General features: G+C 42.6%; 23 protein-coding genes, 1 pseudogene and 2 other annotated features. Of the genes and pseudogenes, 21 read left to right on the plus strand and 3 right to left on the minus strand.

Annotated features, from left to right (window positions below):
- Positions 1-4: 4 nt before the first annotated feature.
- The 15 genes from M3234_RS20100 to thrS all read left to right on the plus strand — a co-directional run bounded on the left by M3234_RS20100 (position 5) and on the right by thrS (position 16,300).
- Positions 5-481, plus strand: a complete 477-nt coding sequence (locus M3234_RS20100; protein ID WP_262306425.1) for a MaoC/PaaZ C-terminal domain-containing protein — start codon at positions 5-7, stop codon at positions 479-481.
- Between the two features lie 136 nt (positions 482-617).
- On the plus strand, positions 618-1,334 hold the full coding sequence (locus tag M3234_RS20105) for a response regulator transcription factor (RefSeq protein WP_262306426.1): 717 nt from the start codon (positions 618-620) through the stop codon (positions 1,332-1,334).
- Positions 1,331-2,734 (plus strand): two-component system histidine kinase PnpS, encoded by a 1,404-nt coding sequence (gene pnpS, locus M3234_RS20110; protein WP_262306427.1) that lies wholly within the window; start codon positions 1,331-1,333, stop codon positions 2,732-2,734. The genes M3234_RS20105 and pnpS overlap by 4 nt, the downstream gene beginning before the upstream one ends.
- A 10-nt stretch (positions 2,735-2,744) precedes the next feature.
- Positions 2,745-5,381, plus strand: a complete 2,637-nt coding sequence (gene polA / locus M3234_RS20115) for a DNA polymerase I (RefSeq protein WP_262306450.1) — start codon at positions 2,745-2,747, stop codon at positions 5,379-5,381.
- Between the two features lie 142 nt (positions 5,382-5,523).
- Positions 5,524-6,351, plus strand: coding sequence for a DNA-formamidopyrimidine glycosylase (gene mutM / locus M3234_RS20120; RefSeq protein WP_262306428.1), 828 nt, complete (start codon positions 5,524-5,526; stop codon positions 6,349-6,351).
- An 89-nt stretch (positions 6,352-6,440) separates the two neighbouring features.
- The gene (gene ytaF, locus M3234_RS20125; RefSeq protein WP_262306429.1) at positions 6,441-7,076 is read left to right on the plus strand and encodes a sporulation membrane protein YtaF; all 636 of its coding nucleotides are present in this window, start codon (positions 6,441-6,443) and stop codon (positions 7,074-7,076) included.
- A gap of 21 nt (positions 7,077-7,097) precedes the next feature.
- Positions 7,098-7,709 (plus strand): dephospho-CoA kinase, encoded by a 612-nt coding sequence (gene coaE, locus M3234_RS20130; protein ID WP_262306430.1) that lies wholly within the window; start codon positions 7,098-7,100, stop codon positions 7,707-7,709.
- A 166-nt stretch (positions 7,710-7,875) separates the two neighbouring features.
- Positions 7,876-8,907 (plus strand): glyceraldehyde-3-phosphate dehydrogenase, encoded by a 1,032-nt coding sequence (locus M3234_RS20135; protein WP_262306431.1) that lies wholly within the window; start codon positions 7,876-7,878, stop codon positions 8,905-8,907.
- A gap of 239 nt (positions 8,908-9,146) precedes the next feature.
- Positions 9,147-9,521: an adenosylmethionine decarboxylase gene (gene speD, locus M3234_RS20140; protein ID WP_066311338.1), complete on the plus strand. Its 375-nt coding sequence runs from the start codon at positions 9,147-9,149 to the stop codon at positions 9,519-9,521.
- A 106-nt stretch (positions 9,522-9,627) separates the two neighbouring features.
- Positions 9,628-10,014, plus strand: a complete 387-nt coding sequence (locus tag M3234_RS20145; RefSeq protein WP_262306432.1) for a hypothetical protein — start codon at positions 9,628-9,630, stop codon at positions 10,012-10,014.
- Positions 10,015-10,111: 97 nt separating this feature from the next.
- The gene (gene nrdR, locus M3234_RS20150) at positions 10,112-10,573 is read left to right on the plus strand and encodes a transcriptional regulator NrdR (protein WP_262306433.1); all 462 of its coding nucleotides are present in this window, start codon (positions 10,112-10,114) and stop codon (positions 10,571-10,573) included.
- Between the two features lie 49 nt (positions 10,574-10,622).
- On the plus strand, positions 10,623-12,005 hold the full coding sequence (locus M3234_RS20155; protein ID WP_262306434.1) for a replication initiation and membrane attachment family protein: 1,383 nt from the start codon (positions 10,623-10,625) through the stop codon (positions 12,003-12,005).
- A 14-nt stretch (positions 12,006-12,019) separates the two neighbouring features.
- Positions 12,020-12,946, plus strand: coding sequence for a primosomal protein DnaI (gene dnaI / locus M3234_RS20160; protein WP_262306435.1), 927 nt, complete (start codon positions 12,020-12,022; stop codon positions 12,944-12,946).
- A 151-nt stretch (positions 12,947-13,097) separates the two neighbouring features.
- Complete coding sequence (locus tag M3234_RS20165) at positions 13,098-13,976, plus strand: putative sporulation protein YtxC (protein WP_262306436.1); 879 nt, start codon at positions 13,098-13,100, stop codon at positions 13,974-13,976.
- 85 nt (positions 13,977-14,061) lie between these two features.
- Positions 14,062-14,305, plus strand: a binding site (T-box leader).
- 63 nt (positions 14,306-14,368) lie between these two features.
- Complete coding sequence (thrS, locus tag M3234_RS20170) at positions 14,369-16,300, plus strand: threonine--tRNA ligase (protein ID WP_262306437.1); 1,932 nt, start codon at positions 14,369-14,371, stop codon at positions 16,298-16,300.
- Positions 16,301-16,498: 198 nt separating this feature from the next.
- Here thrS and M3234_RS29355 read toward each other — a convergent pair.
- Positions 16,499-16,783: pseudogene (locus M3234_RS29355) on the minus strand (nuclease-related domain-containing protein); the annotation flags it as partial.
- Positions 16,784-16,995: 212 nt separating this feature from the next.
- Positions 16,996-17,129 (plus strand) — a sequence feature (ribosomal protein L20 leader region).
- A gap of 98 nt (positions 17,130-17,227) precedes the next feature.
- Here M3234_RS29355 and infC point away from each other — a divergent pair.
- From infC to M3234_RS20195, 4 genes are read left to right on the plus strand one after another with little or no spacing between them, the layout of a single operon-like run.
- Positions 17,228-17,731: a translation initiation factor IF-3 gene (infC, locus tag M3234_RS20180; protein WP_066311366.1), complete on the plus strand. Its 504-nt coding sequence runs from the start codon at positions 17,228-17,230 to the stop codon at positions 17,729-17,731.
- 16 nt (positions 17,732-17,747) lie between these two features.
- Positions 17,748-17,948, plus strand: coding sequence for a 50S ribosomal protein L35 (gene rpmI, locus M3234_RS20185; RefSeq protein WP_066311369.1), 201 nt, complete (start codon positions 17,748-17,750; stop codon positions 17,946-17,948).
- A gap of 36 nt (positions 17,949-17,984) precedes the next feature.
- Positions 17,985-18,344 (plus strand): 50S ribosomal protein L20, encoded by a 360-nt coding sequence (gene rplT, locus M3234_RS20190; protein ID WP_066311372.1) that lies wholly within the window; start codon positions 17,985-17,987, stop codon positions 18,342-18,344.
- Between the two features lie 57 nt (positions 18,345-18,401).
- On the plus strand, positions 18,402-18,671 hold the full coding sequence (locus M3234_RS20195; protein WP_262306438.1) for a DUF1294 domain-containing protein: 270 nt from the start codon (positions 18,402-18,404) through the stop codon (positions 18,669-18,671).
- A gap of 16 nt (positions 18,672-18,687) precedes the next feature.
- Here M3234_RS20195 and M3234_RS20200 read toward each other — a convergent pair whose 3' ends face one another.
- Positions 18,688-19,071, minus strand: a complete 384-nt coding sequence (locus M3234_RS20200) for a sigma-w pathway protein ysdB (protein WP_262306439.1) — start codon at positions 19,069-19,071, stop codon at positions 18,688-18,690.
- 92 nt (positions 19,072-19,163) lie between these two features.
- On the opposite strand from M3234_RS20200, the gene M3234_RS20205 reads away from it, so the two are divergent.
- Together M3234_RS20205 and M3234_RS20210 are read left to right on the plus strand one after the other, a co-directional pair.
- The gene (locus M3234_RS20205; RefSeq protein ID WP_262306440.1) at positions 19,164-19,658 is read left to right on the plus strand and encodes a dUTP diphosphatase; all 495 of its coding nucleotides are present in this window, start codon (positions 19,164-19,166) and stop codon (positions 19,656-19,658) included.
- A gap of 69 nt (positions 19,659-19,727) precedes the next feature.
- Positions 19,728-20,813: a M42 family metallopeptidase gene (locus M3234_RS20210; RefSeq protein WP_262306441.1), complete on the plus strand. Its 1,086-nt coding sequence runs from the start codon at positions 19,728-19,730 to the stop codon at positions 20,811-20,813.
- Positions 20,814-20,879: 66 nt separating this feature from the next.
- On the opposite strand, the gene M3234_RS29750 is transcribed toward M3234_RS20210, so the two are convergent.
- A partial coding sequence (locus M3234_RS29750) for an IS3 family transposase (protein ID WP_396953964.1) occupies positions 20,880-20,960 on the minus strand: 81 nt, incomplete at its 5' end.

Raw genomic sequence — 20,960 nt, forward strand, 5'->3', positions numbered from 1 at the left:
ATGGATGCTATTAGGAAAAAAACGAAAGCTGGGAAGAAGAATTGAAGAAATTAGCGTTGGTGAAAAATTGGCGTTAACTGAAAAGGTGGAAGATAAGGATATCCTCCTTTATTTAGGTTTAACGGACGACGCCAACCCGCTATACATTCAGCATGATTACGCATCACAAACTCCCTTTGAAAAGCCGATTGTCCCCGGAATTATGCTGACGGGCATGATTACCTCTGCCATTTCAAAATACTTGCCTGGACCGGGAAGCCATATCTTAACTCAGCATATTGATTTCATTAAGCCCGTTTATCACTATGGAACCGTTGAATTTTTATTTGAGGTCACCGAGGTAAGAAATGAGGAACATTTTATCGTTATCAAGGTAGTAGGGACAAATGAGGACAAGGAAACTGTCATCAGCGGAAGCCTCAACGTTTGCCCCCCATACCGTCTCGAGGACATTCACGGCAGAGCACTGGATAATTTTTAACAGTTAATGAAAAAAGGAATGTTCGCAGCATTCCTTTTTTTGCTTTCCCCTTAAGGTGTGCGAGGGAAGTATTCTTTGCCGATTTAGTTTATAATGAAACTAAATTCACTAAAAATATTTATCGGGTGGGGGCATTATGAAAACCAAAGTATTGGTCGTTGATGATGAACAATCGATTGTAACCTTGCTTCAATATAATTTGGAGCAGGCCGGATATGAAGTAATCACAGCCATGGATGGAGAAGAAGGAAAACGCAGGGCTGAACTCGAGGAACCGGATATTATCGTCCTAGATTTGATGCTTCCTAAATTAGATGGGATGGAAGTCTGCAAGCAGCTTCGACAAGAAAAAATTATGACGCCCATTTTAATGCTGACGGCAAAGGACGACGAACTGGATAAAATATTGGGGTTAGAGCTTGGCGCGGATGATTATATGGTTAAACCATTCAGCCCAAGAGAAGTCATTGCCAGGGTGAAGGCAATCTTAAGAAGAACGCAACAACTAAAAGAAGCCGCAGATGGAGACTCCGATGAGGGGGCACAAATCAATATCGGGAAGCTGAAAATCTATCCCGAAAAATATGAAGCATTCTTTTCTGACCAGCTGCTTGAGTTGACGCTAAAGGAATTCGAACTCTTAATATACCTTGCCCAAAACAAAGGCAGGGTCATGACCCGCGACCAATTATTAAGCGCTGTTTGGAATTATGACTTTGCTGGTGATACTAGAATTGTCGATGTACATATTTCACATCTGCGAGAAAAAATCGAGGCAGACACGAAAAAGCCGGTTTATATTAAAACGATTCGTGGTCTTGGTTATAAACTCGAGGAGCCAAAGCAGGAATGAATAAATTTCGGACAAAGCTTTTAATTGCAGTATCGATTATTGCTGTATTAGTTGTTGCATTAGAAATATTGTTTGCGCAAATTTTTAAAACGTATGAACTGAACCAGATGTATGGACAAATTTGGTGGATTATTTCTATCAGTATATGGGTGTCCTTTATTATTACAATCTATCTAGGCATTCGAATTAAATCTCAATATACAAAACCGATTGAAAAAGTGACAAAGGTTGCAATTGAACTGGCGAAGGGAAATTATCGGGCACGTGCATCCATTGACAGGCGGGATGAAGCAGAAATGCTGGCAACATCCATAAATATGCTGGCGGAAAACCTTCAGGAACTGGTACGGGAACAAGAAATGCAGCAGGACCGGTTAACTGCGTTAATTGAGAATATAGGGGCGGGTTTAATACTAATCGACAGTCGAGGCACCATTAACTTAGTCAATAAAGGGTTTATAGATATTTTCCAGGTTGAACCATCCGATTACCTAAATAAGATTTATTACCAGGTCATTGACTATGAAGAAATTTCCTATTTGGTTGCCGAGGTTTTCCGAACTGAACAAAAGGTAAAAAAGCAATTGCTATTGCCATTAGCAATTGAAAGACGTTATTTTGATGTTTACGGAGTGCCAATAATCGGAACGGACAATGTTTGGAAAGGAGTTTTGCTCGTTTTTCACGATATTACCGAATTAAAAAAACTCGAGCAAATGCGGAAGGATTTTGTAGCCAATGTATCACATGAATTAAAAACCCCGGTTACCTCGATAAAAGGATTTACAGAGACACTTTTGGATGGGGCAATGAACAATAAAGAAACCCTTGAAGCCTTTTTATCGATTATCTTAAAGGAAAGCGACAGGCTCCAATCGCTAATTCAGGACTTGCTCGAGCTTTCAAAAATTGAACAGCAAGGTTTTCAGTTAAATATTCAAAAATTGGACTTGCATGACCTGCTCGTAGAAGTCATACCATTGCTCGACGGCAAAGCGATGGCTAAGGATATCAAGCTTGAATTTATCAGCCTTCAAGAACCGGTGTTCATTCAAGGCGATTTCGACCGTTTAAAGCAAGTTTTCATCAATTTAATCGGCAATGCGATTACTTATACGCCCGAAAAAGGAGAGGTTACAGTAAGACTTGTTGACCAGTCTGACCATGTTATGATCCATGTAAAGGATTCCGGAGTCGGAATAGAAAAAGAAGAAATTCCGAGGATATTTGAGCGATTTTATCGGGTGGACCGGGCACGAAGCCGAAACTCGGGCGGGACTGGACTTGGTCTTGCCATTGTAAAACATTTGGTTGAAGCGCATCATGGCCATATTAATGTCAAAAGTAGCCCAGGACAAGGCAGCGAATTTATTATCGAACTCAAGAAAAAATGGAATTGAAGGTGAAAAGATGGGAAACAAAAAGCTGGTGCTGATAGACGGAAATAGTATTGCATACCGTGCTTTTTTTGCATTGCCGCTCCTAAATAACGATAAAGGGATACATACTAATGCAGTTTATGGTTTTACCATGATGCTGATGAAAATTATGGAGGAAGAAAAGCCAACGCATATGCTGGTTGCCTTCGATGCCGGCAAGACAACATTCAGACATCAAACGTTTAAGGAATACAAGGGCGGAAGACAAAAAACACCGCCTGAACTGTCAGAACAGTTTCCGTTTATCCGTGAACTTTTGGATGCCTATGGTATCACTAGATATGAGTTGGAAAATTATGAGGCCGACGATATTATCGGCACTCTTTCCTTAATTGCCGAACAAAACAATTATGAAGTAAAGGTAATTTCCGGGGATAAGGATTTAACCCAGCTCACTTCTCCAAAAACAACAGTTGGGATTACCCGTAAAGGAATAACCGATATCGAGGAATACACGCCGGAACACGTCCAGGAAAAGTACGGTCTGGTCCCCGAGCAAATTATCGATATGAAAGGTTTGATGGGTGATGCATCCGATAATATACCTGGTGTTCCAGGAGTCGGTGAAAAAACGGCCATCAAACTGCTTAAGGAATTTTCCACACTGGAAAATCTTTTTTCTTCTATTGACCAGGTGAGCGGCGCCAAGCTGAAGGAAAAGCTGGAAGGGAATAAAGAACAAGCATTTATGAGTAAACAGCTAGCCACCATTGAACGGAAGGCACCTGTTAATGTGGATGTGGAAGCTACAGAATATGAGGGGTTCACCAGAGAAAAGGTCGTTGCCTTGTTTAAGGAATTGGGCTTTACCTCCCTTTTGGACAAGTTGGGAGAAGCCGCTGTTACAGAGGTACAGCAAGAACTGGAGGAAATCTCCTATGAGATACCATCAGAAATAACAGACGACCTGTTTACTGACCATAGTTATTTTTATGTTGAATTGCTGGATGATAACTATCACTATGCCGAAATAATCGGCTTTGGAATTGCCAATGAAAATGGTCAATTCTTTTTGCCGACAGAATTGGCATTCCAATCTACAGCGTTTAAAAATTGGGCTGAAGACGAGACGAAGAAGAAAACGGTCTATGATGCCAAGAGGTCTGAAGTATCATTAAGAAAGCACGATATCCATTTAAAAGGCGTCGAGTTTGATATACTTGTGGCTTCTTATATTATTAATCCTTCCGATAATCTCGAGGACCTTGCAGCGATCGCCGGGAAATATAATATAAGAAATATCCAAAGTGACGAATCCTTCTACGGTAAAGGCGTTAAGCGGAGAGTTCCAGAAGGGGATGCACTTGCCGGGCATTTGGTCAGAAAGGCAATGGCCATGTCGCAGCTGCAGGAAACACTTGATGTTGAATTACATAAAAATGAACAATTTGAATTATTTGCCGAACTTGAAATGCCGTTATCGCTGATTTTGGCGGATATGGAATCTACCGGAATCAAAGTGGAACGCGAGCGCCTTGAAGCGATGGGAAGAGAGTTGAATGAGCGGCTGATCGAGATTGAAGAAAAAATATGTGAATTGGCCGGAGAAAAATTCAATATAAACTCAACAAAACAACTCGGTGTAATTCTTTTTGAAAAATTGGGATTGCCGCCATTTAAAAAAACCAAAACGGGTTATTCCACATCGGCTGATGTGTTGGAAAAGCTGGCAGGAAAGCATGAAATTATTGAGCACATCCTTCTTTACAGGCAGTTAGGCAAACTACAATCAACCTATATTGAAGGATTGCTTAAGTTCATTGAACCGAAAACGCAGAAGGTCCATACGCGATTCCAACAAACCTTGACCTCAACGGGACGGTTAAGCTCGATTGACCCAAATCTCCAAAATATCCCGATTCGCCTCGAGGAAGGCCGGAGAATTCGTCAGGCATTTGTCCCGTCGGAGCCTGGCTGGGTCATTTTTGCAGCGGATTATTCGCAAATTGAGCTCCGTGTCCTTGCCCATATTTCCAAGGATGAGAAGTTGATTCAAGCGTTTAGGGATGATCTTGATATCCATACGAAAACCGCAATGGAGGTCTTTCATGTTGGTGAGGATGAAGTAACCTCGAATATGCGCCGGCATGCCAAGGCCGTCAATTTCGGGATTGTCTATGGCATCAGCGATTACGGTCTTTCTCAGTCGTTAGGAATTACAAGAAAAGAAGCGGGAAGCTTTATCGACCGTTATCTTAACAGTTATCCAGGTGTAAAGGAATATATGGATGAAATTGTTCATATGGCAAAGCAAAGTGGCTTCGTAACCACATTGCTGCATAGAAGACGCTACCTCCCGGAAATCACCAGCCGCAACTTTAATCTGAGAAGCTTTGCGGAAAGAACGGCGATGAATACACCGATTCAGGGGAGCGCAGCGGATATCATTAAAAAAGCGATGATCGATATGGACGAAGCCTTAAAAGATAAAAATTTAAAATCAAGGCTGCTGCTCCAGGTGCACGATGAATTGATTTTTGAAGCGCCTGAAGAAGAAGTGGAAATCCTCAAAGAATTGGTTCCGCTAGTAATGGAAAATGCGATTGAACTTTCGGTGCCGTTAAAAGTGGATTATGCATATGGGCCAACATGGTTTGACGCAAAGTAAAAAGAAAAGTGGAAGCGCCTTGACCAGGGGCGACAGGCATAAGACGAGCCGGCGGGAAGGCGCTTTTTAGCCTTCTTGACGGATTGGCTTATGACCCCGAGCCCCTAGTCGCTGGAGCTGGACAATAGGGGGGTGCCACTAAATGCCGGAGCTTCCTGAAGTGGAAACTGTCAGAAAAACATTAAAAAAGCTAGTTCTTCATAAAACGATCGATCAAGTGACGATTCATTGGCCAAAAATCATTAAAAACCCCGTCGAGGTAGAGCAATTTATCGATGCCTTAAAAGGTGAGACCATTGTTGATGTCGGACGAAGAGGAAAATTTTTAATCATCTATACCGAAACATTCGCTTTGGTATCGCATCTGCGGATGGAAGGCCGCTATGGACTCCATCCCGGTGACGAGCCTTACGACAAGCATACACATGTCATCTTTCATTTTACAGATGGAACGGAATTGAGGTATCGAGATGTCCGCAAGTTTGGAACGATGCATCTATACAAAAAAGGGGATGAATTCAACTATCCGCCCCTGATTGCCCTCGGTCCCGAGCCGTTTTCCGAAGAGTTCACAGTTGAATATTTGACTGAAAAACTAAGAAAAACAAACCGCAAAGTCAAACCGGCATTGTTGGACCAAAATTTGCTTGTCGGGCTTGGCAATATTTATGTAGATGAAGCCTTGTTTAGAGCGGGGATTCATCCAGAAAGAATCGCTAGTTCGCTGACCGAACCGGAAATAACCGGACTCCATCGGGAGATTGTCGCCACTTTGAGTGAAGCTGTCAAAAAGGGCGGCAGCACGATTCGCTCTTATGTCAATTCTCAAGGGGAAATCGGCATGTTCCAGCTCGAGTTATATGCTTATGGGCGCCAGGGGGAAGAATGCAAACGCTGCGGACGGCCGCTTGAAAAGATAAAAGTAGGCGGCAGAGGAACGCATTTCTGCCCGAACTGCCAGAAGGTTTAATGTAGAAAAACTGATAACAACAGAAACACATAAGATGGGCTCCTTCCATATACTATCGTAGTGATTTTCAGGAAGGAGTTCTAGACATCATGAGTCAGTTGTTCTCACTTCTCATCCTAGCATTTGCACTTAGCCTCGACAGCTTCAGTGTAGGATTTACCTATGGATTACGAAAAATGGCAATGCCATTTAAGTCCATCCTTATTATTGCTACATGCTCAGCTGTCTCGCTGATGATCGCTGTGTCAATTGGGCACGGCCTCGAAAGGGTTTTATCGCCGCGGATGACCGAAAGCCTCGGGGGAATCATTCTTATCGGACTCGGCGCCTGGGTATTGTATCAATTTTTTCGCCCGGAGAAGGAGAAGGAGCCCGTTGAACATGAAAAAATGATTGTAAACTTTGAAATTCGTTCCCTCGGCTTGGCGATCAATATATTAAAAAAGCCGATGTCAGCCGATTTTGACCGTTCCGGAACCATTACTGGGATTGAGGCATTTATGCTGGGCTTTGCCCTGTCGTTGGATTCCTTTGGTGCTGGGATCGGAGCGGCCATGCTTGGGTTTTCTCCAATTAACCTGGCAATCTCGGTTGCGGTGATGAGTTCATTATTCGTATTCTTCGGGATTAAGAGTGGAAGTTTATTTCATAAGTTCGATTGGGTGCAGCGGTTCGCCTTTTTGCCGGGAGTGCTCTTAATTATCATAGGGATTTGGAAAATCTAACGAAAAGAAAGGATACGAAGGATGTCACTAGTTATTGGATTAACAGGCGGGATTGCCAGTGGAAAAAGTACCGTATCAAATATGTTCAAGGAAATGGGAGTAACAGTCATTGATGCAGATGTAGAGGCCCGTCTTGCTGTCCAAAAAGGGGAAACGGCCCATCAGAAAATTATGGCAGAATTTGGCAAAGGGGTATTGTTGCCTGGTGGGGAAATTGACCGGCAAAAGCTGGGGGCCATTATTTTCCACCAAGCGGAAAAACGGCAAATCCTTAATTCCATTGTCCATCCGGAAGTCAGAAATCGAATGAAGCGGCAAATTGAGGAGGCTGTCCGGAAAAACGAAGAGGTCATTGTACTAGATATTCCGCTCTTGATTGAAAGCAAGCTAACGTTTATGGCCGATAAAACCCTGCTTGTCTACGTCGATCCAGCGACCCAATTAAAACGGCTGATGGAGAGAAACAGTCTGACTAAAGAGGATGCGGAGGCAAGAATCAGTTCGCAAATGCCTTTATCGGAAAAAGTTAAACTGGCCGACGCGGTCATTGATAATAATGGAACAATTGAGGAAAGCCGGACACAGCTTGCGGCAATTTTGTCTGGCTGGGGCATCGGGAAAACGACAGTGTAAAGAAAAAGAAGAGGGTGTGCTCTCTTCTTTTTTTTGGCCGTAATTATCTGAATTGTGAAACATTTAAAATTGAGCTATTTGTTCATCGCAATTCCAGACTAATGTGTTATACTATTACCAACAAAGGGTGAATAGAGTATAACATTAATACGGAAGGAGCCGCAAAATGAAGGCCAGAATAGCAATTAATGGGTTTGGGAGAATCGGGAGAATGGTATTTAGACAAGCAATCCTTGAAAAGAGGCTTGATGTGGTAGCCATTAATGCCAGTTATCCGGCTGAAACGTTAGCACATTTAATTAAATATGATACCAATCATGGAACATTTCAGGGAGATGTCATCCCTTTAGATAATGAACTTTTAGTGAATGGAAAAAGAATCAAGCTATTAAGCAATCGCAATCCGGAGCAGCTGCCATGGAAAGAGCTGGGGATCGATATTGTCATAGAAGCGACCGGTAAATTTAACTCCAGGGAAAAAGCAGCGCTTCATCTGGATGCAGGAGCCAAAAAGGTAATCTTGACTGCGCCGGGTAAAAACGAAGATGTTACCATCGTAATGGGTGTTAATGAAGAAATGCTGGATATACATCAGCACGACATCATTTCCAATGCTTCTTGTACAACGAATTGTCTTGCCCCTGTTGCCAAAGTATTGGACGACAAGTTTGGAATTGAAAGTGGTTTGATGACAACCATTCATTCTTATACAAATGACCAAAAAAATATCGATAACCCGCACAAGGATCTTCGGAGAGCTCGTGCATGCGGACAATCCATCATTCCCACCACGACAGGTGCTGCCAAAGCCATATCGCTTGTGCTGCCGCAGCTAAAAGGAAAATTACATGGAATGGCACTACGGGTTCCAACTCCTAATGTATCGCTGGTTGATTTGGTGGTCGACCTGAAACAAGATATAACCATGGATGATATTAACAATGCATTTAAGGAAGCAGCTTCCGGCTCATTGAAAGGGATCCTTGATTTTACAATGGAGCCATTGGTTTCCGTTGATTTTAATACAAACGAGCATTCCGCGATTATCGATGGACTGTCGACAATAGTGATGGGGACAAGAAAAGTGAAGGTTTTAGCTTGGTACGACAATGAATGGGGCTATTCGGCACGAGTGGTTGACCTTAGTTTGTTCGTGGCTGCGGAATTGGCCAAAATGAACCAAGTAAAAGTCGGTTAATATAACGGAAAAGCTGCCTTCAATCTGGCAGCTTTTTACATATATTTTGACTTTCATAGGTTGCAAAAAAAATATAAACAAAGTATACTAGTCATCGTGAACTTCTTATAATTAGGTGCCGTCTGATTACTTAAAGGGTTAGGACCTCTCTGGACTAACTTTCCCCCGTGGTAATTGGCCGTTACCATCAATATCAGGGTTTTAAGAAGGGCTCAAAAAGTCTCGAGGGGGAATTAAATATGGAAACAATGGGACGTCATGTGATCTCTGAATTATGGGGATGCAACCTTGAAAAATTGAACGATATGGATTTTATCGAAAAGACTTTTGTGGAAGCGGCTCTTAAATCTGGAGCGGAAATTCGCGAAGTGGCATTTCACAAATTTGCCCCGCAAGGCGTGAGCGGTGTCGTGATTATTTCTGAATCGCACCTAACCATCCACAGCTTTCCGGAACATGGATATGCAAGCATTGACGTGTTCACTTGCGGAGATTTGAATCCAAATGTTGCTGCTGATTATATCGCTGAAGCCTTGAATGCCAAAACTCGTGAGAACATTGAAATTCCACGCGGCATGGGCCCTGTACACGTGAAGCAGGCAAAAGCCCTTTAATACTTAATTAATGGATGAATGTAGAGGTGTAGCAGATACGCCTCTTTTTATATTTTGGGATTATTGTTATAAAATAATGATAAAGTGATTTTTCAGGAGGATTATTATGGGGCTATTTACACGGTTTAAAAGGGAAATTGAAACAGCAGATCATCAAACGGATGACGCCTTAAAAACGCACTATTATAAAGCAACTTTCAACCAGCTGTTCGAATCCGTGGAAAAAATGTTCAGGGAGGATGCGGATTGTCAGGTTACGACGGTTTCAAAAGAACACGGGGAAATTGCGGTTGAAGTCAATAAGCCGTTCCCTTGTTTTTTAATTGCCACAGTCGTTTCCGTCAAGCCAATGGAAACAGCAATTGATTTTAATATTTCATCCGAGAAGTTTTCCCTGCTTGGGACTTATCCAAGCTTAAAAAAGCGGATTAACGCTTACTATCAGAAAATGAATCAATTACATACCCTTGTTGGCACCAGAAAAAACGGATAACAGTTGTACTTGTGAAAAGGGCAGCTTTTTTATAAGATAGTAGTAGGATAAAGTGCGGAAATTGTCGTTAATGCCGCAAAGAGTTGGAGTTGATTCGATGAAATGCCCTTCCTGTCAACATTATGGTACACGGGTCCTCGATTCTCGTCCTGTTGATGAAGGACGTGCCACAAGGAGAAGACGAGAGTGTGAAGAATGCGGCTATCGTTTTACCACCTTTGAGAAAATCGAAGAGATTCCGTTAATCGTTGTCAAAAAAGAGGGAACGAGAGAGGAATTCAGCCGCGACAAAATACTTCGCGGGTTGATTAAAGCTTGTGAAAAGCGTCCTGTTGCTTTAAAGGAATTAGAAGACATAACCCACGGTGTCGAAAAAGCGCTTCGCAGCCAAGGAATTTCAGAAATTAAAAGCGAAGCAATCGGCGAAATGGTCATGGACAGGCTAGCACAGGTCGATGAAGTTGCTTATGTCCGGTTTGCTTCTGTTTACCGCCAATTTAAAGATATAAATGTCTTTATTGACGAATTAAAGGAATTGATTAAAAAAGAGAAATCATAAAGAGCTGTTTGGGGCTCTTTTTTGCTTAAAATGGGGAGGATTTAGAGTTATGGTGCAGCATTGGCAGGAAATACTTCCAATCGATCGTTATATTGTGACAGCAAATGGGCTGTTGCATGATTATGACCGGAAAGTGCTGACATTCCTATATCAGCCCCTAATCGGCTCATCCTGCTTAAGCCTCTATATGACGCTTTGGGCAGAGCTTGAGGAAAATCGGCTGTGGGGGGAAACCTCCACCCATCATTTATTGATGAACCTGTTAGGAGTAAACCTAAATGATATTTATGAAGCACGCTTAAAGCTTGAAGGCATCGGCCTGCTAAAATGCTATGTCAAAAACGTTGATGGGGAGCGCTCTTTTATCTATGAGCTTTATCCGCCGCTCAATCCCGAACAATTTTTTCTGGATGGAATGCTTAACATTTTCCTATATCGAAAAATCGGCAAAAATCATTTTGCCAGATTAAAGCGCTTTTTCTCCGATCAGCAAATCCCGAAGGAAGAATATCATGATGTGACCAGAGCTTTCCAGGATGTATTTGAAGCGGCTTCCCCGGCTAGCATGGAATATATTCAGGGGGTGGCCGGGGAAATCAAAGCCGAAGAAAATCAAAATTTTATCGGCCGGACTGAAGCGGCCCCCATCCAAATTGACCAGAATACCTTTGACTTCGACCTGCTAATGGCCGGATTAAAGGAATCACTTGTGCCGAAAAAAGCCTTGACGCCAAAGGTGAAAAATGTGATTAGCAATTTGGCATTTCTGTACGGGATTAATGCCATTGAAATGAAGAATTTTATCCTTGGTGCCCTTAATGAGCATGATGAGATTGATATTGAGGATTTAAGAAAAGGGGCGCGCGATTGGTATCAATTTGTTCATTATGACCAACTTCCAAGCCTGGTGGAACGAACCCAGCCTCCTGTCTATAAAAGCAGGGTCGTTGAACCAAAAACAAAAGATGAACAATTAATTTACTATTTTGAGAATGTTTCACCGCTAAAGGTGTTAACCGATCTTTCGGATGGCGGAGCGCCGCCTTCCGGAGACATAAAAATTATTGAGGACATCATGATTACGCAAAAGCTCCTCCCTGGAATCGTTAATGTCCTGATTTGGTACGTCATGCTGCTGGCCGATAAAAAATTCACAAAATCCTATGTCGAGAAAATTGCTGGTCATTGGGCTAGGCTCCAATTAAAAACGGTAAAGGATGCAATTGAATACGCGCGCAAGGATTATAAAGAAATGGAAAATAAAAAGGCAGGTTGGGCAGGAAGGAAAAAGCCGGTGCGTAAAGAGCTAATCCCTGATTGGTTCGATAATGATCCTGCAGTGACTGAAAAAATCTTACCACAGTCAAACGATACCGATATAGAAGCCAAAAAACGTGCAATGGAAGAAAAATTAAAGGCTTTTCGCAAATAAGGGGGTGACCAAGGTTGGAAAAAATCAATCAAACATTAAAGAAATTGGCAGCGAACGAGAACTTTCAAAAGCGCTATGAGCAGGAGCGCCAGCAGGTTCTACAAAACCCCGGTGTCAAAGCGTTTTTAATGCAGCATCAAAATGAAATTGATCAGACCATGATTGAAAAAGGCATGAGCAAGCTGTTTGAGTATACAAACCAGAGCAAGGAATGCAATAAATGCGAAAGCCTTGAAGGCTGCGTTAATTTCATGAAAGGCTACCATCCCGAGCTCGTCATTAATCGTAATGCCATCGATGTGATCTATAAGCGATGCCCAAGAAAAATAATGGCGGATGAAAAAGCGAAAAATGAAAAGCTGATTAAAAGCCTTTATGTCCCTAAGGATATCTTGAAAGCCACCTTTGAGGATTTTGAAGGGGACCCCGGCAGACTGGATGCAGGCGACAAGGCTGCTACATTCCTGATGAATTATGAAAGCGGCAAAAAGGCGAAGGGACTATATTTGTACGGAAAATTTGGAGTAGGAAAATCTTATATTTTAGGGGCTATTGCCAATGAACTGGCGAAAAAACAGATTTCCTCGATGATTGTGTATGTCCCTGAGTTATTTAGAGAATTAAAGAGTTCGATTGCCGATTCCAGTTTAAACGAAAAAATTGAGGCATTGAAAAAGGAACCCATTTTGATGTTGGATGATATCGGCGCCGAAGCGATGTCGAGTTGGACAAGGGATGAGGTATTGGGGCCGATTCTGCAATTCCGGATGCTTGAAAACCTTCCGACATTCTTTACCTCCAATTTTGATTTTCAAGGGCTCGAGCACCATCTGACCTACAGCCAGCGCGGCGAAGAGGAAAAAATGAAGGCGATGCGGATTATGGAACGAATTCGGTCCCTGAGTGAACCTGTCCACGTTGTGGGGCCAAACCGTCGTTAATTATTTTAGTTATAATTTTTATGTGGATTGCCAATTATAATTGGCAGTCTTTTTTTTCGCCAAATAATAAATCCCGCCAACTGCCAACTTCTATTTTGGCCAAGTTCCCCATATATATTAAAACAGAGATTTGGTTAAAGGGGGGATTTGGTTGGCAGAAATCATCTTCCATAGCAAACAGGATGCAAACAAGTTTTATCATCATTTGCGGGAATGTCTAAAGTATGATCCAGATTATGAAAATATTCTTCTTTTTGAAGATCGACATATAGTAAAGGTTTTAAACGGTTCCGTTTCAGAGGAGTTTTTTCAGCAATTTAAAGGGGCATTTTATGATTTTATTACGGTAATAAAACGCGAAGATTGGTTTCGCGAAATTTTGATGAACCAGTTTTATTTCGAGGACTTTGAGGAACAGCAGCAGATTTTGGAAATTCTCTATTCCATAATGGATGGCCAAAGGGAGGATTTGAGCCATTTTTTAAAAGATAGTGTTGAGGAACCAAATGTTAAAGAAGCCATTGAACACGTTTTGCAGGAGAATGTTTCCTTTTCGTTTGATTCGTTTGTAAAATTTCGTCTCCGTTCGTATCTCGAACTGCTGGAAAGTTACGTGGAAATTTCCATTGATGAATACAAAATGGAGCAGGAGTACCAAATGTTTGTCCAAATGCTGCGGGATTTTCTGGCAAATCGCGAGCCGAAAATGGAAAAGCTCCACCTGCTGTTTGATGATGAAATTACTTTTTACAATGAGGAGCTCCAGGAAATTAAACGTGGCGAGTTAACAAAAATGATTGACCGAAGATTGCTTGTTAATCATCCTGTCTATGTCGACTCCGCTTCGATTGCCCCGTTGTTATCGCTAGCGCCGACCGCCATTTTCCTTTACGTCAAGGATGAGGATGCCCCGCTAGTAAGAACAATCAAAAATATTTTTGAAGAACGAGTGATTGTCCGTGCCTACCATGGCCTAAGAGAATTAAAGAATCGCGAAGGTGGCGGGACTTCGGCAAAAAACCACGGATAGTTAGAGAAAATGTCAAAATAATTAGGATAATAAGTTGCTTTTTCAATAATATATCATTATAATACTGTACATAGTTTAATTCACATCAAAAGTAATGATAAGGACAATAGTATTTTTTTACGGTTTCAAGAGAGGGAGGTCACGGCTGAAAGCCTCCTAATACGAAAGAAATACTTACCACCTTTAAACTTCAGCAGTGAACCCCTCTGTTGTGAGGTTAGTAATTGTTGACGGCCGCAGCCGTTACCTGAACTAAAGTCATTTTTTGCTTGCTTGAGCAAAAAATGAAAAATTGGGTGGAACCACGTGTTAACAAACTCGTCCCTATTCCTTAGGGACGGGTTTTTTTATTTTTAAAAAGCGTTACAAAACGCGGAAATGGAGGAATTGTTATGTCAGACGTTGTTAAAATTGCGTTTCCGGACGGAGCAGTAAAGGAGTTTCCGCGGGGAACGACAACCGAAGATATTGCTGCTTCGATCAGCCCGGGCCTAAAGAAAAAGGCAATTGCCGGTAAATTTAACGGACAAATGGTTGACCTGCGCCGTCCTTTGCATGAAGACGGCTCTATAGAAATCGTGACACCAGATTCGGCAGATGCCCTCGAGGTATTGCGCCACAGCACAGCCCACTTAATGGCTCAAGCTGTGAAGCGCCTGTACCCTGGAGCAAAGCTTGGTGTCGGTCCGGTTATTGAAGGTGGATTCTACTACGATATGGATCTTGAAGAGTCGCTAACTCCGGAAGACTTGCCTAAGATTGAAAAAGAAATGGCGAAAATCGTAAGTGAAAACCTTGAGGTTGTCCGCAAAGAAGTCAGCCGTGCTGAGGCGGTTCAGCTTTTTAAGGAAATAGACGACGAATATAAGCTTGAATTGATTGAAGCGATTCCGGACGATGAACAAGTGACCATTTATGAGCAGGGCGAGTTCTTCGACCTTTGCCGCGGTGTCCATGTTCCATCTACTGGAAAAATTAAAGAGTTTAAGCTGTTAAGCATTGCTGGTGCATACTGGCGTGGCGACAGCGATAACAAAATGCTGCAGCGCGTATATGGAACGGCCTTTTTCAAGAAGGAAGATTTGGCTGAGCATCTCCGTTTGCTGGAAGAAGCAAAAGAGCGCGACCACCGTAAACTCGGTAAAGAACTGAACCTATTTACTACTTCGCAAAAGGTCGGTCAAGGTTTGCCGCTCTGGCTTCCAAAAGGCGCGACCATCCGCCGCATTGTGGAGCGTTATATTGTTGATAAAGAAGTTAGCTTAGGCTATGACCATGTTTATACACCAATCATGGCCAATGTTGAATTGTACAAGACTTCCGGTCACTGGGACCATTATCATGAGGACATGTTCCCGGTCATGGATATGGACAACGAGCAACTGGTACTTCGTCCGATGAATTGTCCGCACCATATGATGGTATATAAAAATGCGATGCACAGCTACCGCGAGCTGCCAATTCGGATTGCCGAGCTTGGCACGATGCACCGTTATGAAATGTCCGGTGCGTTGTCAGGTCTGCAACGGGTTCGCGGGATGACCTTGAATGATGCTCATATCTTTGTCCGTCCGGATCAAATCAAGGAAGAATTCCAACGGGTTGTTCGACTGATTCTGGAGGTTTACAAAGACTTTGACATTAAGGAATATTCGTTCCGCTTGTCCTATCGCGACCCTCAGGATAAGGAAAAGTACTTTGATGATGACGCGATGTGGGAAAAAGCGCAAAGTATGCTTAAAGCAGCGATGGACGACCTTGGGCTTAATTATTTTGAGGCTGAAGGGGAAGCTGCGTTCTACGGTCCTAAGCTTGACGTTCAAGTGAGAACTGCATTGGGCAAGGACGAAACTTTATCGACTGTTCAGTTGGATTTCTTGCTGCCTGAACGCTTTGATTTAACGTATGTCGGTGAAGACGGCAAGCAGCACCGTCCGGTTGTGATCCACCGCGGAGTGGTCTCCACAATGGAGCGCTTTGTTGCTTATCTGATTGAAGAATACAAGGGGGCATTTCCAACTTGGCTCGCGCCGGTACAGGTTCAAGTGATACCGGTATCCCCGGAAGCGCATTACGAATATGCCCGCCAAGTCCAAGACCAGCTTAAAGCGGCAGGCTTCCGCGTGGAGTTGGATGGTCGTGATGAAAAAATCGGCTATAAAATCCGCGAAGCGCAGATGCAAAAGATTCCATATATGCTCGTGGTCGGTGACAAGGAAGTGGCTGAACAGGCCGTCAATGTTCGTAAATATGGTGAACAAAAGTCTGAGACAGTGGCGTTTGAGGAGTTTCTGGCTGGGCTTAAGGCGGAAGTGCAAAAATAAAGTGATGTCGAAAAGGGGGAGTTGATCCCCCTTTTTTTCCTTTTTAAGTATAAGAGCGACGGTGGAAAAGGCGAGAATGACCTTTTTGTAAGTAATTGGATAATCAAAGACAAAATCCCCCTGGAAAAGGGTCAAATTGTCTTTGAACAAGCTTCTTAAAGACAAAGCGGCTCCAGATAGAGGGGAAAAATAATCGCCTTCATAATTTTTCACCTCAAAAATCAGGATTTTTTTATAAAGAATAATCAGCGTGTCAATTTGAAATGTTTTGTTGTTCACTTTAAGCAGCAAATCATTTATGATATAGCATTCGCATTGGAGCTTTTCTGTTAACTGATCAAACATTACTTCCCCTTCATACCCCTTTTTAAGCGCAAAGTAGTGCTGCTTATCAGCTTCCGACAAGATCATTCGGATATTTAACAATCTCAAAATGATTAATTCCTCGGGCTGTGTTCGATTTTTATAGGCCATGTGCCACATCCTTTCTTAGACTCCAAATCAATCCTAACAAATAATGCATGAAATGGATTTGAATATTTTGTTAACTTTTCCAATGAAGAAATTCATAAAAATTTGTTGAATAATTTTTGGTTTCCTGCTACAATGAATTTCGTTGTCATGAAAAAGTCCATTTGACATGCGGCTTTCGCTTATGATATAGTTACTAAGGTATAAAATTGAATACTAGTTACTGGGAAAAGAAGAAGCACCCGCTTCTCACCTGAATTGACGCGATTAGGCTGTTGGCAGGTTTTACGTGGACTATTTAGTTTTTTAACTATGTTTCGTAAAGTGTGGGTGTGTTCATCCGCACTTTTTTATTTGCTTTCGGACTGCCAATCCGCGACAGAATCAGAGGGGGAACGGTCCCGGACAAAAGTATTCTTGATTAAACCTTGGAGGTGGCTAATTATTAGCAAAGACATGTTGTTAAATGAGGGGATTCGCGCTCGTGAAGTACGCCTGATTGATCAAAACGGCGAACAATTGGGGATTAAATCCAAAAACGAAGCGCTGGAGATTGCCGGAAGAGTGAATCTGGATTTAGTGCTTGTTGCACCAAACGCAAAGCCTCCGGTAGCCCGGATTATGGACTACGGCAAATTTAAATTCGAGCAGCAGAAGAAAGAAAAAGAAGCTCGGAAGAACCAAAAAATTATCACGACAAAAGAGGTTCGTCTAAGCCCAACGATTGATGAGCATGACTTTAATACAAAGCTTCGCAATGCAATCAAGTTTTTGGAAAAAGGCGATAAGGTAAAAGCTTCGATTCGGTTTAAGGGACGGGCGATTACCCATAAAGAAATCGGTCAGAAAGTGTTAGACCGTTTTGCTGAGCTATGCAAGGAAGTGTCAACGGTTGAATCTCATCCAAAGATGGATGGCCGAAGCATGTTCTTGGTATTAGCACCTAAAAACGATAAGTAATAAGGAGGACTTCCCAATGCCAAAAATGAAAACTCACAGAGGCGCGGCTAAGCGTTTTAAGAAAACTGGAACTGGTCAACTAAAGCGTGACCATGCTTATACAAGCCACTTATTTGCAAACAAATCAACAAAAGCAAAGCGTAAGCTTCGCAAATCTTCTCTTGTTTCAAAAGGCGATTTCAAGCGCATTCGTCAGTTATTAACCAACGTGAAGTAATAGATAAGCATTGATTTAAACTAGGAGGGAAATTACATGCCACGTGTAAAAGGCGGTACAGTTACTCGCAAACGTCGTAAAAAAGTTCTTAAATTAGCTAAAGGTTATTTCGGTTCAAAACATACATTATACAAAGTTGCTAACCAGCAGGTTATGAAATCATTGCAATATGCATTTCGTGACCGTCGCCAGAAAAAGCGCGACTTCCGCAAACTTTGGATCACTCGTATCAACGCAGCAGCTCGCATCAACGGTCTTTCTTACAGCCGTTTAATGCATGGCTTAAAGCTTGCCGGCATCGAAGTAAACCGCAAAATGCTTGCTGAACTTGCAGTAAGTGATGCAGCAGCATTCACTGAATTAGCAAACGTTGCAAAACAACAATTCAACAAGTAATCAATAAATAGCCATTCTCAATACGAGGATGGCTTTTTCTATAGGGAGCTTATATATATGAATGAGAATATCGTTTTCCTTGCGGCATTTATCATTATGAATGGGGCAGGGTTCATCTTGATGGGAGTCGACAAAAGCCGGGCCAGAAAACACCAGTATCGGATTCAGGAAAAAACTTTATGGCTCGTGGCCATTTTGGGCGGGGCTGTAGGAGCAACGGCGGGAATGAAGTTTTTTCGGCATAAAACGAAGCATCTGCAATTCAAAATCGGCTTTCCACTCTTGGCCATCATTGAATTTTTCCTATATGTTTATCAATTAAAATAGCCGCTCATCATAGCGGCTATTTTTCATACAAAAATTCCTTTACTGGACTTCTCCAGTTAATTTCGGCATTTGGATAATGCTCTTTAATTTTTCTGTCGATGAAGCAAAAATCCTCTCTGACCATCCCCTTTAACGAACTGGTATTTTCCGGCCATAGCGAGATCGACACGACATCAAATGTATCGTCGGTGGGTCCCATGTATTTTTCCCCGGCAAACACGGCGCCCTTGTAGGTGAGTACGATATTTTTTCGCACATCGTCATGATCGCTCATGAAAAACTGGTGATGCTTCCTTGCAGACTCCAATTTCCTTGTGGGTTGGACCAGGTATTTTACAGCCCGGTAAAATAAATAAACAATAAGTCCCAATAATATGAAGCGCAGTATCCATACAACCATCTGTAAGCCTCCTACACTCATTTTCTCTATCTACGAACGAGTGTGTAAAAAGTTTCAAATCCTGCTATAATTTTTCGAGGGAGGAATAGATTATGCAATTAAAAAAACTTTTTCACATGCAAAAGGCATTGGATACTCATATCGAGGAAAAACATGGCCTTCAACATGAGGATTTATTTTCACGAAAAGTTCTCGCGTTATTGGTTGAGGTTGGGGAGTTGGCGAATGAAACACGCTGCTTTAAATTTTGGAGCGTAAAGCCCTCTTCGCCGCAAGATGTGATTCTTGAGGAATTTGTAGATGGAATCCATTTCATTTTATCACTGGGGATTGTCTGTGGCTTTGAGGAGGAGGAATTTTCCGTGGACGTGGCACTCCCGGCAGCAGAAACCCTGACAGAGCAATTTTTAAAGGTCTATCAACAAACGAGCGCTTTTCAAAATAGCAAAAGTTTTGAAGATTTTCTTACCTTGTTTAAGTCCTTCATGGCCCTCGCAGGCTTATTGGGGATAACCCAAGAGGAAATCCAACAGGCATATTTTCACAAAAATGAAGTAAATTATCTAAGACAACAAAACAACTATTAAATTTGTTCATTGTCCTGAATTTTCGTTATAATGAAAATTGTACATACATAAAAAGGGGGTCAAAAACTCATGGCAAAACTCGATGAAACATTGACAATGCTGAAGGATTTAACTGATGCAAAGGGCATTCCCGGTAATGAGCGTGAAGTGCGCGAAGTAATGAAAAAATACATAGCGCCATATGCGGATGAAATCACAACCGACGGACTTGGCAGCTTGATCGCCAAAAAGGTGGGCAAAGAGGGCGGACCGAAAATTATGGTGGCGGGCCACTTAGATGAAGTTGGCTTCATGGTAACCCAAATCGATGATAAAGGCTTCCTGCGGTTCCAAACAGTCGGAGGCTGGTGGGGCCAAGTCATGCTTGCCCAGCGTGTAACAATCGTGACGAGAAAAGGCGAAGTAACAGGCATTATCGGTTCCAAGCCGCCGCATGTGCTCTCAGCAGAGGCCCGCAAGAAACCGATTGAGATTAAAGATATGTTCATTGATATCGGCGCATCAAGCCGTGAAGAGGCCCAGGAGTGGGGCGTGCGTCCAGGCGATATGGTCGTGCCTTATTTTGAGTTTACTGTTATGAACAATGAAAAGATGCTGCTGGCCAAAGCATGGGATAACCGAATTGGCTGTGCAATTGCCATTGATGTGTTGAAACAATTAAAGGATGCAGAACATCCGAACGAGGTTTATGGGGTTGGGGCTGTTCAGGAAGAAGTCGGCCTGCGTGGTGCCAAGACGGCAACCTACAAAATCCAGCCGGATATTGGCTTTGCTGTTGATGTAGGTATTGCGGGCGACACTCCGGGAATCTCTGAAAAAGAAGCGATGAGTAAAATGGGCAAAGGCCCTCAAGTGGTTGTCTATGATGCTTCCATGGTGGCACATAAGGGATTGCGCGACTTTGTCACCGATGTGGCCGATGAATTGAACATTCCTTATCAGTTCGAATCGATCCCTGGCGGCGGCACAGATGCGGGCTCGATTCACCTGACCCATAATGGCGTTCCAGCACTGGCCATCACCATTGCTACCCGCTACATCCATTCTCACGCGGCGATGCTTCATCGCGATGACTATGAAAATGCAGTAAAACTGATTGTTGAAGTGATTAAACGGTTAGATCGTGAAACGGTTGATAAGATTACCTTTGAATAAAAAAGTGAAAATCCCCAGCCATGAACTGCCCCCTGTCAAGTAGACAGTGGAAATAATAAAACGGAACTAGGCGGCTTTAGCCCTGTATTCTAAGGGACTGAGGCCGTTTAGTCTTTTTTGTAGTCGTTTTTCATTGTAAAATTGTAT

This window comes from Neobacillus niacini, assembly GCF_023715785.1.
Lineage (GTDB): Bacteria > Bacillota > Bacilli > Bacillales > Cytobacillaceae > Neobacillus > Neobacillus niacini_E.

Coding starts and splice junctions, on each gene's coding strand:
- M3234_RS20100 (WP_262306425.1), top strand. CDS start 5: ATGCTATTAGGAAAAAAACGAAAGCTGGGAAGAAGAATTGAAGAAATT.
- M3234_RS20105 (WP_262306426.1), top strand. CDS start 618: ATGAAAACCAAAGTATTGGTCGTTGATGATGAACAATCGATTGTAACC.
- pnpS (WP_262306427.1), top strand. CDS start 1,331: ATGAATAAATTTCGGACAAAGCTTTTAATTGCAGTATCGATTATTGCT.
- polA (WP_262306450.1), top strand. CDS start 2,745: ATGGGAAACAAAAAGCTGGTGCTGATAGACGGAAATAGTATTGCATAC.
- mutM (WP_262306428.1), top strand. CDS start 5,524: ATGCCGGAGCTTCCTGAAGTGGAAACTGTCAGAAAAACATTAAAAAAG.
- ytaF (WP_262306429.1), top strand. CDS start 6,441: ATGAGTCAGTTGTTCTCACTTCTCATCCTAGCATTTGCACTTAGCCTC.
- coaE (WP_262306430.1), top strand. CDS start 7,098: ATGTCACTAGTTATTGGATTAACAGGCGGGATTGCCAGTGGAAAAAGT.
- M3234_RS20135 (WP_262306431.1), top strand. CDS start 7,876: ATGAAGGCCAGAATAGCAATTAATGGGTTTGGGAGAATCGGGAGAATG.
- speD (WP_066311338.1), top strand. CDS start 9,147: ATGGAAACAATGGGACGTCATGTGATCTCTGAATTATGGGGATGCAAC.
- M3234_RS20145 (WP_262306432.1), top strand. CDS start 9,628: ATGGGGCTATTTACACGGTTTAAAAGGGAAATTGAAACAGCAGATCAT.
- nrdR (WP_262306433.1), top strand. CDS start 10,112: ATGAAATGCCCTTCCTGTCAACATTATGGTACACGGGTCCTCGATTCT.
- M3234_RS20155 (WP_262306434.1), top strand. CDS start 10,623: ATGGTGCAGCATTGGCAGGAAATACTTCCAATCGATCGTTATATTGTG.
- thrS (WP_262306437.1), top strand. CDS start 14,369: ATGTCAGACGTTGTTAAAATTGCGTTTCCGGACGGAGCAGTAAAGGAG.
- infC (WP_066311366.1), top strand. CDS start 17,228: ATGTTGTTAAATGAGGGGATTCGCGCTCGTGAAGTACGCCTGATTGAT.
- rpmI (WP_066311369.1), top strand. CDS start 17,748: ATGCCAAAAATGAAAACTCACAGAGGCGCGGCTAAGCGTTTTAAGAAA.
- rplT (WP_066311372.1), top strand. CDS start 17,985: ATGCCACGTGTAAAAGGCGGTACAGTTACTCGCAAACGTCGTAAAAAA.
- M3234_RS20195 (WP_262306438.1), top strand. CDS start 18,402: ATGAATGAGAATATCGTTTTCCTTGCGGCATTTATCATTATGAATGGG.
- M3234_RS20200 (WP_262306439.1), bottom strand. CDS start 19,071: ATGGTTGTATGGATACTGCGCTTCATATTATTGGGACTTATTGTTTAT.
- M3234_RS20205 (WP_262306440.1), top strand. CDS start 19,164: ATGCAATTAAAAAAACTTTTTCACATGCAAAAGGCATTGGATACTCAT.
- M3234_RS20210 (WP_262306441.1), top strand. CDS start 19,728: ATGGCAAAACTCGATGAAACATTGACAATGCTGAAGGATTTAACTGAT.